This window comes from Listeria ivanovii subsp. ivanovii, assembly GCF_900187025.1.
Taxonomy (GTDB): domain Bacteria; phylum Bacillota; class Bacilli; order Lactobacillales; family Listeriaceae; genus Listeria; species Listeria ivanovii.
This window is the reverse complement of record NZ_LT906478.1, coordinates 1,389,705-1,405,611: the sequence shown is the minus strand read 5'-3', so window position 1 is coordinate 1,405,611 and position 15,907 is coordinate 1,389,705. Positions and strand designations below refer to the sequence as shown.

Genomic DNA, 15,907 nt, shown 5'->3' with positions numbered 1-15,907 from the left:
CCTCCTTTACATCACACGTTTAAACATTTTTTCAAGTTCGTACGTAGAGTATTGAATAATGACAGGACGACCATGTGGGCACGTAAATGGATCACTAGCTTCCCTTAACGTATCCAGTAAAGCTTCCATATCTTTCATTGTTAAATAATGGTTTGCTTTGATCGATTTTTTGCAGCTCATCATTATTGCCGTATCTTCTCTGAGCTTGTGAATACTAATGCTTGGAGAAGTTAGAGCTTCGTCAATAATTTCTCGAAGCGTTTCCTCTTCTTGGTCTTTCGGAAACCATGTTGGGTGCGCACGAATAATGTAGCTATTTTGGCCAAAGCTTTCTAAAAATACACCCACTTCTTCTAGTTTTGCTTTTTGCTCTTCTAGACGGACATATTCATCTGCTGGAAACTCTAATACAATTGGTACAAGTAACTCTTGCAGTTCGCGACTTACTTCACCAATTTTTTCGCGATAAAATTCATATTTAATTCTTTCTTGTGCCGCATGTTGGTCGATAATATATAAGCCATTTTCATTTTGAGCAAAGATATAGGTAGCATGCATTTGGCCAATTGGATACATTTTGGGGATGCGTTCTTTTGGTGTTTCTGGGTGCTCTATTTTTTCTACCGGTGAATAAACTGGAGCTGATTCTAAAATGAGATCTGTTTCGATTGGAGCATCATCATCTGAAGGAACATATTCTGGAATGTTTGGTTTAGAGAATAGCGTCGGTGGTTCTTCTTTCTGTTTATTCTCTTCAAATGACATCTGAATTTGTTCTGATTTTTGAAGTTCTTTCTGTTTTTTTGATACCTCTCCATCTGGAATAAGTTGCAACTGATGGAAAGCTTGTTTAATCATTTGGCTAATTAGTTGCCCCAGTTCTTTTTCTTTGCTTAAACGGACTTCTAATTTTGCTGGATGGACGTTTACATCTACAATAATAGGATCCATTTCAATTTGAAGAACAATAATTGGAAAACGGCCAATTGGTAGAAGCGTATGATAGCCTTCTTGAATTGCTTTTACTAAGGCAAAATTTTTAATAAAGCGACCATTAATAATTGTCGATATATAATTTCGGTTAGAGCGATTCACTTCTGGCAAAACTGCATAGCCTGATATTTTAAAATCAAGTGACTCTGCATTTACAGGAATGGACTTTCTCGCAATCGAAACACCATAAATTGCTGCAATAACTTGTCTTAAATCTCCGTTACCATTCGTTTGTAATATCGATTTGCCGTTATGTGAAAAACGGAAGCTAATGTCTGGGTGAGCTAAAGCTAAGCGATTTAAAATGTCTGTGATGTTTCCAAGTTCAGTCGGTAAACTTTTTAAGTATTTTAAGCGGGCTGGTGTATTAAAGAATAGCTGTGATACTTCAATTTGCGTCCCTTTTCTTGCATGTCCACTTTTTTGTTCGATGATTTTCCCGCCTTCTAGTGAAATGCTTGTACCTTTGGATTCACCAGTAGATGTTTCCATGGATAAATGTGATACGGAAGCAATACTTGGAAGGGCCTCCCCACGAAAGCCTAAAGTATGGACACGAAATAAGTCTGCTTCATTTTTAATTTTGCTTGTTGCATGACGAAGGAAAGCCGTAGCAACGTCCTCTTCTTCAATCCCACTGCCGTTATCAATGATAGTAATTTTATTTAATCCTGCTTCTTCTACTAGGATATCAATTACCGTACTACCAGCATCAATCGCATTTTCTACCAGTTCTTTTACAACAGACGCAGGTCGTTCTACTACTTCTCCAGCAGCTATTTTATTAGATAAAGCATCCGTTAATTCTACGATATGTTTAGCCATTTAGAACCCTGCCTTTCTCTTTTTAATGCGTTTTACTTTGTAGTTCATATAATTTATTCATTGCATCCATTGGAGTCATTTGCATAATATTTAGCGCAGCAATTTCTTTGATTAATTTTGCTTCTTTGGAAGATGTTTTTTTCTCTGGCTCTACTGGGAACATCGAAAGTTGTATTTCCTCATGAATTTCTTCTGGTTGTGTTTCACTGGAAATAATGATTTTTTTATCGTCGTTTTCAAGCTGTTCGAGAATCCGGCTGGCGCGTTCAATTAATGACTTTGGTAATTCGGCTAATTCAGCAACATGAATCCCATAGCTTTTATCAGCTGGTCCTTCTTTGATTTTGTGAAGGAAAACAACCTTGCCATTTTCTTCTACAGCACTCACATGGATATTTTGCAAACCGCATAACTCTTTTTCTAAGTCAGTCAATTCGTGATAATGAGTTGAAAATAACGTTTTGGCATGTACGTTTTCATGAATATATTCAATAATAGCTTGTGCTAACGCCATTCCATCATAAGTAGCAGTTCCGCGTCCTATTTCGTCAAATAAAATTAAGCTATCTTTAGTAGCATGAACAATGGCATTTCGAGCTTCTAACATCTCTACCATAAAAGTACTTTGGCCGGCGATTAAATCATCCGCTGCACCTATTCTTGTAAAAATTTGGTCAAAAATCGGTAAAATTGCTTCTTCTGCTGGTACAAAACAACCTACTTGTGCGCAAACTGCCATCAATGCAACTTGACGCATATACGTACTTTTACCGGACATATTCGGACCGGTAATTAGTAATATTTCTCTATTCTTGTCTAAATCACAATCATTGGCTACATAGCTTTGTGCTCCCATCACTTTTTCTACAACTGGATGACGACCTTGTTTTACATGGAGTGACCCATCCTCGCTAAGTGTTGGGCGAATAAAATGATTTTTCTCACTAACATCTGCAAAACTTTGTAAACAATCAATTTCGCTGACAGATTTTGCTAGTTTTTGAAGGCGTTCGATGTAGTCTTTTACAGTTTCTCGGACTTCTGTAAACAATTGATATTCTAATTCCATGCTTTTCTCTTCTGCATCTAAAATTAGTTTTTCTTTCTCTTTTAATTCTGGAGTAATATAACGTTCGGCATTAGCTAGGGTCTGTTTACGCTCATAGCGACCTTCTGGGAGCAAATGTGTATTCGCTCGGGTAACTTCAATGTAATAACCAAACACGCGATTAAAACCCACCTTCATCGTTTTAATGCCTGTTAGTTCCCGCTCTTTCCGTTCTAATTCAGCAATCCATGTTTTACCATTCCTGCTTGCATCACGATAAGTATCTAATTGACTGTTATATCCGTCTTTAATAATGCCGCCTTCGCGAATTGAAATCGGTGCGGAGTCCATAATTGCTTCTTCTAGTTTTTCAGTCAATTCTTCGCATGGGTCTAGTTGGTTTGCTAGCTCAGTTAAGCTAGGTGTATTCATTGAAAGTAGTGTTGCACGAATTCGCGGGATTTGATATAACGAATTCCGCAGCTGAATCAAGTCGCGTGCGTTAACATTACCATATGCAACCCGACCAGCAAGACGTTCTAGGTCATATACATTTTTTAAGTTTTCTACCAGTTCTAAGCGTTCGAAAAAATGAGCCATAAGTTCACTGACATCATTTTGACGTTCGATAATCTTTTTACGATCAATTAGCGGTCGATCTATCCATTGTTTTAACATTCGGCCACCCATTGCCGTTTGCGTATTATCAAGTAGCCAAAGCAGTGTCCCTTGACGTCCTTTGCCACGAATGGACTCCGCTAGTTCTAAGTTACGTTTTGAATAATAATCCATTTTCATATAACTACTTGTTTCATAGTGGACAGCTTGTTGTAAATGACCAAGATCTCGTTTCTGTGTCTCTTTTAAATAATGTAGTAATTTACCAATTGCTCGCTTTTCTGATAAAGACATATGGCGAGTAACCAACTTTTCGTTTTCAGTAGGAATCGCATCTTCTTCATGAATAGAAAAAGTGAGGCCTAGTTGCTCTTTCATTGCACTTGAGAGTACTTCTTTTCCAGTTGACGAAACGACTAACTCTCTTGTTGAAAGTGTTGTTAGCTCATTAATTAGACGATCTTCACTCGCATCGATAACTGTGGATTTCAGCTCTCCGGTAGATAGGTCAGAGTAAGCAAAACCATATTCTTTTCCTTCATAACAGTAAAGTGCTGCAATATAGTTGTTTTCTTTTGCTTTAAGACCCCGTTCATCCATCACAGTTCCGGGTGAAATTAACTGAACTACTTCTCGTTTTACCATGCCTTTTGTTGTTTTTGGATCTTCTACTTGTTCACAAATAGCGACTTTATATCCTTTTTCAATCAAGGTATCAATATATCCACTCGCAGAATGATATGGAACCCCGCACATCGGGATTTTCTCTTTCGTTCCACCCTCACGACCAGTAAGTGTAATTTCTAAAATTTGAGAAGCTTTTAGCGCATCCTCAAAGAACATTTCATAAAAATCTCCTAAACGGAAAAATAAGAAAGCATCTTGATATTTATCTTTGATTTCCAAGTATTGCTTAATCATTGGTGTATACTCTGTCATTATCTCATCATCCCTTACTTCATTTTCATCCTTCCATTATAGCATAAAGTTTCATTTTTCTGTGAAGCTAAAAAGAAAAAACTGCCAGTAATTCGACAGTTTCAAGTGATTAATTATCTTTTTCTAGTTCTTCTGTTACTTTGGTAGTTATCTCTGAAGTGATAGATTGTAGCAGGTCATTAGCATCTTCTTGTGCACGTCTAAATTCCGTTACAATCGGTAATGAGTCAATATCTGCTCTAACATTTTCAATTTGATTTTCCGTTTGTCTCATCGCTTCCATTTTTTGATAATGTTCTAGATTGACTACTTCTTTTTGTAGTGCTTTTATTTTAGAAACTTTCGTCGCTACTTTGGAGTTAGCATTAATTCGTTCTTCTGCTAACCGGTAAAAAGATACTTCTTCGGTTTGTTCTAATGCGTCACGAAGTTCCGTTGCTTTTTTCATTATTTCTTCTTTTGAAACAGTCATAATTTCATCTCCATTCTTAATCAAAGGAAAATGGGTGGTCTTCATTGATGAGTATTCGGTCAATTTTTTGCGCTTTCCCAGTTGTTTCATCTAGTGTAATCAAACATCCTGATAAGACTGCACGACCAGTTTTTGGTACTTCAAATCTAGTTGGCAGAGCCGTTTTAAAACGACGGATAACGGCTTCTTTCTCCATTCCAAGTATCGCATCATATGGTCCAGTCATTCCAGTATCCGTAAGATAAGCAGTCCCTTCTGGTAAAATCCGATTATCTGATGTTTGTACATGGGTATGTGTTCCAACAACAGCGGTCACTCGTCCATCTAAATACCAGCCCATTGCTTCTTTTTCACTTGTGGTTTCAGCATGAAAATCAACAAAAATGATATTTGTTCGTTTTTTAGCTTCTTCCACTAGTTCGTCCATTTTGCGGAAGGGGTCATCTAAATCTGCTAAAAAAGTACGGCCTTGCATATTAATAACAGCAATCTCATGCTGATTACTTTTTACAAATACCATTCCAGTGCCAGGTGTTGTATCATCAGGGAAGTTAGCTGGACGAACGAGATATTTCGCATCATCGATAAATTCAAAAATATCACGGTTATCCCAAGTATGGTTACCAAGTGTCACAGCATTTGCACCAAGCTCTAGAAAATCTTTGTAAATTTTTTCTGTAATTCCTCGACCACTTGCAGCATTTTCACCATTGATAACAGTAATGGTTGGTTTATATTTTTTCTTTAATTGTGGTAAATATTCTGTTACGGCGTCGCGGCCAATTGAACCAACAACATCACCGATAAATAATAATTTCATTTCGCTATTCTCCGTTTCTATTACTTCTTCGTTCTAATAAGGCAACATCACGAAAAGTTCCGTTCATTTCACCTAATTTTTCATGTATACATAATGTTCGGAAACCAAATGTGTGATGAAGTGCGATGCTAGCTTTATTCTCAGGGAAAATTAATGATTGGAGTGTCCAGAAGCCATTTTCTTCACTTGTCTGAATTATTTCTTGCATTAACGCTTTACCAATTCCTTTTCCTCGAGCGCTCTTTGCTATGTATATACTTAGCTCTGCAACACCCCTATATGCATTCATACTAGAAAATGGGAGTAATGCTGCCCAGCCAATTACTTGTCCATTTAAAATAACTACCAACCTACCTATTTTTAAATATTTTTGATTCCACTCATCTAAGGTTAGTGTTTTTTCTTGAAAAGTAGCATTACCTGTATCAATACCTTCTTGATGAATTGCTGCTACTGCTGAATAGTGCTCTCGTAGCATCGGCAAAATTTTCCACTCACTCAAAAAATCCGCCTCCCTTTTAATGTTATCCTTTGATTATACCGTTCTTATTCATGGTAGGCAACCGATTAAAAAAAGATACACCACAAAATAAATTTGGGATGTATCTTTCATTTTTATTTAGCATATTCTACTGCTCTTGTTTCACGAATGACGGTCACTTTAATATGACCAGGATAATCTAATTCCTCTTCAATTCGTTTTCTTATGTCGCGAGCAAGTCGGTAAGAAGCAAGATCATCAATAGCATCTGGCTCAACAATGATACGTACTTCACGTCCTGCTTGAATAGCATAAGATTTTTCTACACCATCGTAAGACTCAGAAATTTCTTCTAATTTCTCTAAACGGCGAATATAGTTTTCTAGCGTTTCACTACGAGCTCCTGGTCTTGCGGCAGAAAGTGCATCTGCTGCAGCAACCAATACAGCGATAACAGAAGTAGCCTCTGTATCTCCATGATGAGAAGCAATACTATTGATTACTACATCATTTTCTTTGTATTTAGTTGCAAGTTCCACACCAATTTCTACATGACTTCCTTCAATTTCATGGTCGATTGCTTTACCAATGTCATGAAGTAGTCCGGCCCGTTTAGCAAGCGTTACATCTTCCCCGAGCTCCCCTGCTAAAATTCCAGCAAGTTTCGAAACTTCGAGTGAGTGGTTAAGAACGTTTTGTCCGTAACTAGTACGGTAACGCAAGCGGCCAAGAATTTTTATTAAATCAGGATGAATGGAATGAATTCCCACTTCAAATGTTGCTTGTTCACCAACTTCGCGAATGTGTTCGTCCACCTCTTTACGGGCTTTGTCCACCATTTCTTCAATGCGAGCTGGATGGATTCTTCCATCTTGAACAAGTTTTTCTAAGGCGATTCTAGCGATTTCTCGTCGAATTGGATCAAATCCAGAAAGTATTACTGCTTCTGGTGTATCATCAATTATCAAATCGATTCCTGTTAGCGTTTCTAGCGTGCGGATATTACGGCCTTCACGTCCGATAATCCGTCCTTTCATCTCATCATTTGGTAAGGTAACAACAGATACCGTTGTTTCTGCCACATGATCAGCTGCACAACGCTGGATAGCTAGTGAGAGAATATTCTTTGCTTTTTTATCCGACTCTTCCTTCGCCCTGTTTTCCGATTCTTTCACCATGATTGCTGTATCATGTGTTAATTCATCTTCTACCTGGTTAAGGATGATTGATTTCGCTTCTTCTTTGCTCAGTGCAGAAATTCTTTCAAGTTCTGTCTGCTCCGCTTGAATCATCTCAGCTAGTTTGCTTTCTTTCTCTTCAATTTGTTGTTGACGTTTACTGATACTCTCCTCTTTTCTTTCAAGTGTAGCTTCTCGTTTACTTAAAGAAGTATCTTTACGGTCGAGGTTTTCCTCCCTTTGCAATAAGCGATTTTCTGCTTTCTGTGTCTCTGTTCTTCGCCCACGAAGTTCATTTTCGATTTCAGTACGTAACCTATGATTCTCTTCCTTCGCTTCAAGCAATGCTTCTTTTTTTGTAGTTTCTGCTTCTTTCTTTGCATCTTCTACAATTAATTCAGCAGTCCCCCTTGCAGCAGCCAGTTTTTTCTCTGTACTAGATTTAAAAATTAGAGAACCAACAACTAGACCGACGATTAAGAAAAGCAAACTGGAGATGATCGTGATTGCGATTGTCATCCTTACACCTCCTTTGCTATTCAATTTTCGTTATTGTTATGTCGGTGGCCAGAATTCTGGCACATGCGTATTTTTCATCAACAACCGAGTGCTAATCTCCCCATTCAGTTGAAGCCGATTTTCAAAGGAAAAACATCCCCCTTGTCTCCCAGCAATATAAAATATACAACTTAATTTTATAGGTCAAAGCAAACAATGTCAAGAAAAGGAATGAAATGACAGCTTATTTTCCATAGTTTTTTTTAAATAGTAAAAAATACGTGCCAGGAAGTGAATTTCCTAGCACGTATTTCAGATTAATTATTCGTCATCAAGCAAGCTTAATGTTTCTTCTGTTTCTGCTAATGGTTCTTTATTGCTTCCATCTATTTCATATTCTTCACGAACACGCTTGGAGATTTCGTCACGAATATCAGTATGCTCTTTTAGATATTGTTTAGCATTTTCACGACCTTGACCGATACGTTCTTCTTTATAAGAATACCATGAGCCGCTCTTATTGATAACATCTACTTCTGCAGCCATATCAACAAGCTCGCCTTCGCGTGAGATACCTTCTCCGTACATAATATCTACTTCCGCAATACGGAATGGTGGAGCTACTTTATTTTTTACTACTTTAATTTTTGTTTTGTTCCCCATTACATCCGTACCTTGTTTCAATTGTTCTGCACGTCTTACTTCTAAACGGACAGTAGAATAGAATTTAAGCGCCCGACCACCAGGCGTGATTTCCGGATTACCGAACATAACCCCAACTTTTTCACGAATTTGGTTGATGAAAATTGCGATAGTTTTAGATTTATTGATAGCGCCAGAAAGTTTGCGTAAAGCTTGTGACATTAAGCGTGCTTGCAAACCAACATGCGCATCTCCCATTTCGCCTTCAATTTCCGCTCGTGGTACAAGTGCTGCCACAGAGTCAATAACTAACATATCAACCGCGCCACTTCTTACTAATGCTTCAGCGATTTCTAATGCTTGTTCTCCCGTATCTGGTTGAGATAAAAGTAACTCATCAATATTAACACCAAGATTTTTTGCATAAGCAGGATCGAGTGCATGTTCTGCATCGATAAATGCCGCTGTTCCGCCTTGTGCTTGTACTTCTGCAATTGCATGTAGTGCAACAGTTGTTTTACCAGAACTTTCGGGTCCGTATACTTCAATAATACGCCCTCTTGGATATCCGCCGACTCCTAAAGCAATATCTAATGCTAATGAGCCACTAGAAATAGTAGATATATTTTGGTCTGAATGCTCCCCTAATTTCATAATGGAACCTTTACCGAATTGTTTTTCAATTTGTTTTAAAGCTTGGTCTAATGCCGCTTGACGATCATTCACATTGTTGCCTCCTTCATAAATATCCTAATAGCTGTTTCTCTACTTCTTCTCTCTCGAAAAAACAGTCAGAATGTATTTCCTAGAATTACTATAACGTATTTCAGAGCGATTAGCAAGTAAAAAGCGAACATTTATTCGTATTTTTTGTTTTGTGTAAGTACCGGCTACTTTCTCCTTAATTATAGCCGGATTTCAAGCTTGCGTCTAATACTTTTTTATAGCTCCTTTTTGCTTTTTGCCAGCCAAAATTCTTTTTTCACTTAAAAGAAAATGAAGCATTGGTGTCTAAAAACTGCTTAATTAGTTGAAATCCTTGTTTTACAGCTCGGCGGCGATTATGATTTCTATCTCGACCATAAACAAATTGATAGGCTTCTGTTTTGTACCCTTTGACGCTTAAGCCAATCCAAATAGTCCCTGCTGGATGACCTTCTAAGCTGTCTGGTCCTGCGACACCTGTAAAACTAATACCTAAATCGGTATTGCAAAGCCGTCTCACATTATCTGCCATCTCAGTAGCACATTCCGAACTAACAACACCTTTATCTGCAATTATTTGTTTGGAAACTTGTAAAATAGATTGTTTTGTTTCGGCACTGTAAGTAACTATCCCACCTTTGAAAATTTTCGAAATTCCAGGGAAACGAGCAATTTCGGCTTGAAATAGACCAGCAGTAAAACTTTCAGCAGCTGATATGGTAATATTTTTCTCGAGCAACATCGCCGTTACTAATTCTGGCAAAGAAACTTCTCCGTAACCATATAAGAAAGCTCCATCACGTTGAAGAATTTCTTGTTCGGTTTCATTGACTAGATTCGCTGCTTCTTCCTTTGTTTTGGCTGTTGCCGTAATACGCACAATCACTTCATTATCCCCAGCATAGGTAGCGATAGTAGGATTCACTTGTGTTACAATCAAATCATTTAAATCCGCAGCTAGTTGAGATTCACCAATACCAAAAAAACGCATAATTTTAGATTCTAAAATATTTTCCGCCCCATTATCTTCTACAAGCAAAGGGTTTGCGTAATGACTAAACATTGGTTTCATTTCAGAAGGAGGTCCAGGTAATAAAATGTATGTATGATTATTTTGTTGTAAAAACATCCCTGCAGCAAAGCCATAATCATTATTTAAAACAATCGCCCCTTCAATAATGACTGCTTGTAATTTATTGTTTTCAGTCATCGTACGACTTCTTGAAGCAAAATGTTCAGTAATCTTGTTCATATGAAATGGATCAATTACTAAATTTTTCTGCAAATGTTCAGCTAAAATTTGTTTCGTAATATCATCTTCAGTTGGTCCAAGTCCACCTGTGAAGATTAAAATATCACTGCGGTTTTCAGCAATTTTTATCACTTTCTTTAGACGCTCTGGGTTATCTCCAACAACTGTATGATGATAGACATAAATTCCGTCCGCTGCTAATTCTTGTGAAATAAAAGCGGCATTTGAATTAACGATTTGTCCTAATAATAATTCTGTTCCTACAGCAATAATTTCTGCATTTGCCATTTCTTTTCATCTCCCTAACAAATTCTTGGTATAGAAAAAAAGCACACATGGTATGCTTTTTCCTTTATTACATGGAGCCTTTAAATACGCCACGGTTTTTGTAGAAATAGTCAATCCCAGACCATACTGCAAAGAACGCACAAACATATAAGAAAATTAAATCAACGCGAATACCTGTCCAAGCAAATGGGAAATTATCTAATAGCATTAATGGAATAGCAATCATTTGTGTGAAGGTTTTAATTTTCCCAAGTTGACCTGCCGCTAGTACTTCTCCACCTTCTACTAAAAGCAAACGAAGACCTGTCACAGCAAGTTCACGACTGATGATTAAAATAACGACCCAAGAAGGAGCAATGTGCATTTCTACTAGAATAATAAACGCTGCTGCCACAAGAAGCTTATCAGCCATCGGATCTGCAAATTTACCGAAATTGGTAATCAAATTATATTTACGTGCTAGATGGCCGTCAAACCAGTCTGTAAGAGCTGCTATGATGAAAATAATGGTAGCAACTAAGCTTGTAACTGGGATGGTAGAATCGAGCCAAGTAACGCTACCCCAATTAAAGGGCACCACACAAAGAATAACAAAAATTGGTATCATAAAAATCCGGATAACCGTTAATTTATTTGGCAAATTCATTTTTTTCTCTCCTTTTTCATTCAAACTGTATGTACTAAAAATGTTGGCGAAATCTAATTGCTAGATTTCGCCATATAACGTCTATTATTGTGTATCCGAACTAGTATCGCTATCACTAGATTCCAGATTAATAGTTAATACCTGTTTAACAAGTGTTGGCGCTAGCTCAATTTGTTCGCCATTGATTTTCACGGTTGTTACTGGTGCATTTCCAATCACAACTGTAACAGTTTTATTTGTTCCTAAATCAATTTCGACAGATGGATTTTGTTCGGATAAAGTAACATTTTGGATAGTGTTCCCACTTACATCAGACACGCCAATCCATGAATCGCCAGTTGCACTAAGAGAAAGTGCCATTTTATCTGTATTTTTCACTGTATAAGTGGTGGCATTACCAGATGTTTCGCCTTTAGTTACTTCCACTTCTTTGGACTTGTCTTCTGTTTTATCCGTTGTTTCTTTATCTTTTGTTGTTGTGTCTTTACTTGTATCTTTTTCCGTTGTGTCTTTTTTGGTAGTATCTTTATTCGTATCTTCGTTTTTAGTTGAATCTTCCACTTTCACCGTTGGATTGCTTGTATCTGTTTTTACTTTTTCAGTCGAGTTATCCTGTTTATTAAGCAAGAAAAACCAAACGATGAATAAGATAAAAACAATAAATAAAGCAATTAAGATTTTTGGTAAAATATCAAAAAAACGATTACGTGAGCTTGCTTGATTGCCCACAGATTGCGCAGGCATTGGATTTCTTTTACTTTGTACTCGTGATGGCTCATTATTAACCACTTCTTGTTGCGGCGTTTCAGGCACTTCACTTTCAAACTCGTCAAAGAGTATTGCACTATCGAGTCCAACCGCCTCTGCATATTGTTTAATAAATGCCCTTGCATAAAATTTTCCAGGCATTACAGCATAATTACCTTCTTCAATCGCTACTAAATAACGTTTTTGAATTTTCGTTATTTGTTGTAAGTCGTCTAAACTGAGTCCTTTTTCACGTCTAGCTTGTTTCAGTTTATCACCGAGTTCTGTCAAAATTAAACACCTACCATTACTAATATAAAATTTCCACTTTTTACTAATTTCACATAAGCCAACCGCCATTTATGCGCAAAACTTCTCCAGTGATATAGTTTGCTTTTTTACTTGTTATGAATTCTATTGTATCTGCAATTTCTTGTGGTTTGGCAAAACGTTTGAAGGGAATTTCCTCACGAAGTATAGCTTGTTCTTCAGTGGAAAACTGATCCATCATTTTAGTTTGTACGACTCCTGGCGCAACTGCATTCACAGTTGTTCCAGAAGGGCCAAGTTCTTGACTTAACGCACGGCAAAAGGCAATTTGTGCACCTTTTACAGTTGAATAAGCTACTTCCATTGCCGCTCCAACCTCGCCCCAAATTGAACTAATAAACACGATTCTTCCTTGTTTACTTTTCGTTAGCTTTGGAATAAAAGTCCGGATTAATTGCATTGGTATGAACATGTGCACATTCCATAATTTAGTTATATCTATATCTGTCATATCCTGAAATAACGCATAATGCGAGCTCCCGGCCGCATGGATAAATGCATCTATTTGAAAAACTTGCTTTTCCATTTCTGCCACACTCGTAATATCGTCAAAGTTAGCCTGAATCGGGATAACATCAACATTTTCAGCTAGTAAATGTGGCAATAAACTTTCTACAGCTTGTTTATTTTGATAGTAATGAATATACAAGTTCCAGCCAGCTCTTGCAAGGGATAAACAAATCGCTTGTCCAATTTCTCCACTAGCTCCAGTTACAAAAGCATATTTTATTTCTTTATCCAAAAAAGGCAACCCTTTCCAGTCTATTTCTTTTATGATAGCATGACTAACGATTTTTTGCTATTTATTATACTAAAAAATCGTTAGTCACTTTCTACTTATTCCGGAAGTAATTGAAATGTGGTAGTTCGTTCCTGTGCATCCAAGTTCTTCACGAATGCATTAACCTCTTCCAATGTAACTGTTTCCATTAGTGGTAAAATATCAAACAAGGAAGCAGATTTCATGACATATTGACTAAACTGGTTAGCAATGAACTCTGGTGAATTAAGTGAGCGTAGGAACTGACCAATGCGTTTCCGTTTTACAAGTGCCAAATCTGCTGCTTGTAAACCATTTTTTGCTGCTCCTTGAATAGCTTCTAATATTTTAGCTGTTTGTTCATCTGGATTTTTTGCATCGCCACCAACAAGCACGAATGAAAAGCTATCTTGGAGAGTATAATCGTAACCAAATGTATCGTCAATAATTCCTTCATTATATAGTGCTAGGTATGTGTCAGAAGTTGTTCCGAATAACATTTCAAGCGCTACGTCACCAATAATTTCTTGTTTAATGGCTGCTTGACCTTCTAACGAGCCAATATCTTCTTTAATTCCCACTAAATTTTTCGCGATTTGAACCGGAAATTTCATTTTGCGTTCTTTTACAGCAACTGTTTTTGGTTCTTCCGGAAAGTGTCGTTTAATAGGAGCTGCTTTTGGAAATGATTTTTTCGATTGGTTAGCGCGAATTTGGTTCATCATTTCTTCTGGTTCTAGATTCCCAACAACAAATAATACCATATTACTTGGGTGATAAAAAGTGTTATAACAAAGATATAGTAAATCTTTGTTGATTTCCGCTATGGATTCCACTGTTCCAGCAATGTCAATTTTTACTGGATGATTGTGGTACATGTTTTCGATTACGCCAAAATATGCACGAAAATCCGGATCATCGTCATACATTCTAATTTCTTGTCCGATAATACCTTTTTCCTTTTCTACCGTTTCTTCTGTAAAATATGGTTCTTGTACAAAATCAATTAATGTTTCTAGATTTTCTTCCACGCGTGATGTACTTGAGAAGAGATAAGCTGTTTTTGTAAAAGAAGTAAAGGCGTTTGTAAATGCTCCTTTTTCTCCAAATTTAAAAAACACGTCGCCATCTTCTTTTTCAAACATTTTATGTTCTAAAAAGTGAGCAATTCCATCTGGTACTTTTGTGAATTCTGTTTCTCCGATTGGCGCAAAATTATTATCAATAGAACCATAGTTTGTTGTAAATACTGCGTAAGTCTTGCTAAAACCTTTTTTGGGAAGAAGATAGACTTGTAAACCATTCGCCATTTTCTCATGGAAAACAGCTTCTTTTACTTGCTCAAATGTGATTTTTTCCATGAAGTTCTTCTCCTCCCTTGCTTAAGAAATAAATAGTATCTGGTTTGATTTTATTAATTGCTTGAACGACTTCTTCTTTTGTGGTTGCTTTTATTTTTGCAATCCAATTGTTAAGATCTAAATCAGCTTCCCTTAGCACATTATTGTATACAAGCTCAATTAATCCTTGCGCTTGATCATTTGTTTCTAACAATTGGTTCACAAGCATTTCTTTTGTTTGATTTAACTCCTCACTCGTAAAATCCCCTTGCTGCATAGCAACTACCTGTTCTTGAATGATATTTAAAGCTTGTTCATAGTTTACTTCATCAATACCTGCAGAAATGACCATAAATCCTTTAAAAGAATCAATTCGACTAGATGCATAATAAGCTAAACTAGCTTTTTCTCGAACATTTATAAAGATTTTCGAATTAGCAAAACCGCCTAATAATCCATTTGCAAGCTGCAAGGCAACAAAATCATCATCGCCAAACAATGTATCTGTTTGGTAACCTAAAACTAGTTTACCTTGATTAATTGCTTGTTTTTCATGAATAATTTGTACATTTTTTGGTGCATCTTTCGTATAAAATACACCTTTGCGTTCCGAACGTGCAGAGAAAGCCATTTTCTTAATTAGAGGGGTTACTTGTTCTTTCGTCACGTCTCCACAAATGAATATTTCTATCGTATCTTCTGCGATAAATTGTAAATAATAAGCGTATAAGTCTTCAGGCGTGATGCTATCAATATCCTCTAGCACACCAGCTGCACCAAAGCGATATTCATCCTCTTGGAACATTTCTTCTACTAAACGTTTAGAAGCAAAACGAATTTTATCATCATAAATACCTTCTAAACTGCTTTTCAAATTTTCTTTTTCTCTTGAAAGTGTTTCTACATCAAAAACACCATTTGTAGCATTCGGATGAAAAAGCGCCTCTTCGATAAAAGCAAAAGCATCTTCAAGCATATGGTCGCCATCAGAAACATATTGTCCGTCAATCATATCAAAAATGACTGTTAACACATGTTCGTTGCCTTTTTTTGCCGTCGTTGTGTAGAAATTAGCACCGTATAAATTAGCTAATTGCTTTCTAAAAGCAGTTTGTGTAGGATATTTTTCACTATTTGTTTCTAACAATATCGAAAGAAGGGAACGTTTTGTTACTGTTTCTCTTTCTAATGGAGCACGAAATTTAAACACAATTTTATTTGATTTATATTTTTCGGTGGGTACGATAGTTAATACAACCGGACCAACTTTTTCTTGAAATATTTTGTTTGTCATTATTATGCTCCTTTCAAGCAATTATCTCACT

At 36.8% G+C, this 15,907-nt stretch carries 13 protein-coding genes; all 13 read right to left on the bottom strand.

The window, feature by feature from the left end:
• Positions 1-6: 6 nt before the first annotated feature.
• A complete protein-coding gene (gene mutL / locus CKV67_RS06960) occupies positions 7-1,818 on the bottom strand; it encodes a DNA mismatch repair endonuclease MutL (protein ID WP_025279925.1) in 1,812 nt (603 codons plus the stop codon).
• Between the two features lie 22 nt (positions 1,819-1,840).
• Complete coding sequence (mutS, locus tag CKV67_RS06955) at positions 1,841-4,423, bottom strand: DNA mismatch repair protein MutS (protein ID WP_014092781.1); 2,583 nt, start codon at positions 4,421-4,423, stop codon at positions 1,841-1,843.
• Between the two features lie 109 nt (positions 4,424-4,532).
• Positions 4,533-4,895, bottom strand: a complete 363-nt coding sequence (locus CKV67_RS06950) for a YlbF/YmcA family competence regulator (protein ID WP_014092780.1) — start codon at positions 4,893-4,895, stop codon at positions 4,533-4,535.
• A gap of 16 nt (positions 4,896-4,911) precedes the next feature.
• Positions 4,912-5,715 carry a TIGR00282 family metallophosphoesterase gene (locus CKV67_RS06945; RefSeq protein ID WP_014092779.1) on the bottom strand — a complete coding sequence of 268 codons (804 nt, stop codon included), beginning with the start codon at positions 5,713-5,715 and terminating at the stop codon, positions 4,912-4,914.
• A gap of 4 nt (positions 5,716-5,719) precedes the next feature.
• Positions 5,720-6,217: a GNAT family N-acetyltransferase gene (locus tag CKV67_RS06940; RefSeq protein ID WP_014092778.1), complete on the bottom strand. Its 498-nt coding sequence runs from the start codon at positions 6,215-6,217 to the stop codon at positions 5,720-5,722.
• 113 nt (positions 6,218-6,330) lie between these two features.
• A complete protein-coding gene (gene rny / locus CKV67_RS06935) occupies positions 6,331-7,893 on the bottom strand; it encodes a ribonuclease Y (protein WP_012985597.1) in 1,563 nt (520 codons plus the stop codon).
• A gap of 300 nt (positions 7,894-8,193) precedes the next feature.
• A complete protein-coding gene (recA, locus tag CKV67_RS06930; protein ID WP_003719674.1) occupies positions 8,194-9,240 on the bottom strand; it encodes a recombinase RecA in 1,047 nt (348 codons plus the stop codon).
• Between the two features lie 256 nt (positions 9,241-9,496).
• Complete coding sequence (locus tag CKV67_RS06925) at positions 9,497-10,759, bottom strand: competence/damage-inducible protein A (RefSeq protein WP_014092777.1); 1,263 nt, start codon at positions 10,757-10,759, stop codon at positions 9,497-9,499.
• Positions 10,760-10,826: 67 nt separating this feature from the next.
• Complete coding sequence (gene pgsA / locus CKV67_RS06920) at positions 10,827-11,405, bottom strand: CDP-diacylglycerol--glycerol-3-phosphate 3-phosphatidyltransferase (protein WP_014092776.1); 579 nt, start codon at positions 11,403-11,405, stop codon at positions 10,827-10,829.
• 84 nt (positions 11,406-11,489) lie between these two features.
• Positions 11,490-12,443, bottom strand: coding sequence for a helix-turn-helix domain-containing protein (locus tag CKV67_RS06915; RefSeq protein WP_014092775.1), 954 nt, complete (start codon positions 12,441-12,443; stop codon positions 11,490-11,492).
• 49 nt (positions 12,444-12,492) lie between these two features.
• Entirely contained in the window at positions 12,493-13,224 is a 732-nt protein-coding gene (gene ymfI, locus CKV67_RS06910; protein ID WP_014092774.1) for an elongation factor P 5-aminopentanone reductase, read from the bottom strand.
• 95 nt (positions 13,225-13,319) lie between these two features.
• A complete protein-coding gene (gene yfmH / locus CKV67_RS06905) occupies positions 13,320-14,603 on the bottom strand; it encodes an EF-P 5-aminopentanol modification-associated protein YfmH (RefSeq protein WP_014092773.1) in 1,284 nt (427 codons plus the stop codon).
• On the bottom strand, positions 14,584-15,876 hold the full coding sequence (gene yfmF, locus CKV67_RS06900; protein WP_025279924.1) for an EF-P 5-aminopentanol modification-associated protein YfmF: 1,293 nt from the start codon (positions 15,874-15,876) through the stop codon (positions 14,584-14,586). The genes yfmH and yfmF overlap by 20 nt, the downstream gene beginning before the upstream one ends.
• Between the last annotated feature and the right edge of the window lie 31 nt (positions 15,877-15,907).

What these genes read in the sequence shown, in the direction of transcription:
- mutL (WP_025279925.1), bottom strand. Translation starts at nt 1,818, where the DNA reads ATGGCTAAACATATCGTAGAATTAACGGATGCTTTATCTAATAAAATA.
- mutS (WP_014092781.1), bottom strand. Translation starts at nt 4,423, where the DNA reads ATGACAGAGTATACACCAATGATTAAGCAATACTTGGAAATCAAAGAT.
- CKV67_RS06950 (WP_014092780.1), bottom strand. Translation starts at nt 4,895, where the DNA reads ATGACTGTTTCAAAAGAAGAAATAATGAAAAAAGCAACGGAACTTCGT.
- CKV67_RS06945 (WP_014092779.1), bottom strand. Translation starts at nt 5,715, where the DNA reads ATGAAATTATTATTTATCGGTGATGTTGTTGGTTCAATTGGCCGCGAC.
- rny (WP_012985597.1), bottom strand. Translation starts at nt 7,893, where the DNA reads ATGACAATCGCAATCACGATCATCTCCAGTTTGCTTTTCTTAATCGTC.
- CKV67_RS06925 (WP_014092777.1), bottom strand. Translation starts at nt 10,759, where the DNA reads ATGGCAAATGCAGAAATTATTGCTGTAGGAACAGAATTATTATTAGGA.
- pgsA (WP_014092776.1), bottom strand. Translation starts at nt 11,405, where the DNA reads ATGAATTTGCCAAATAAATTAACGGTTATCCGGATTTTTATGATACCA.
- yfmH (WP_014092773.1), bottom strand. Translation starts at nt 14,603, where the DNA reads ATGGAAAAAATCACATTTGAGCAAGTAAAAGAAGCTGTTTTCCATGAG.
- yfmF (WP_025279924.1), bottom strand. Translation starts at nt 15,876, where the DNA reads ATGACAAACAAAATATTTCAAGAAAAAGTTGGTCCGGTTGTATTAACT.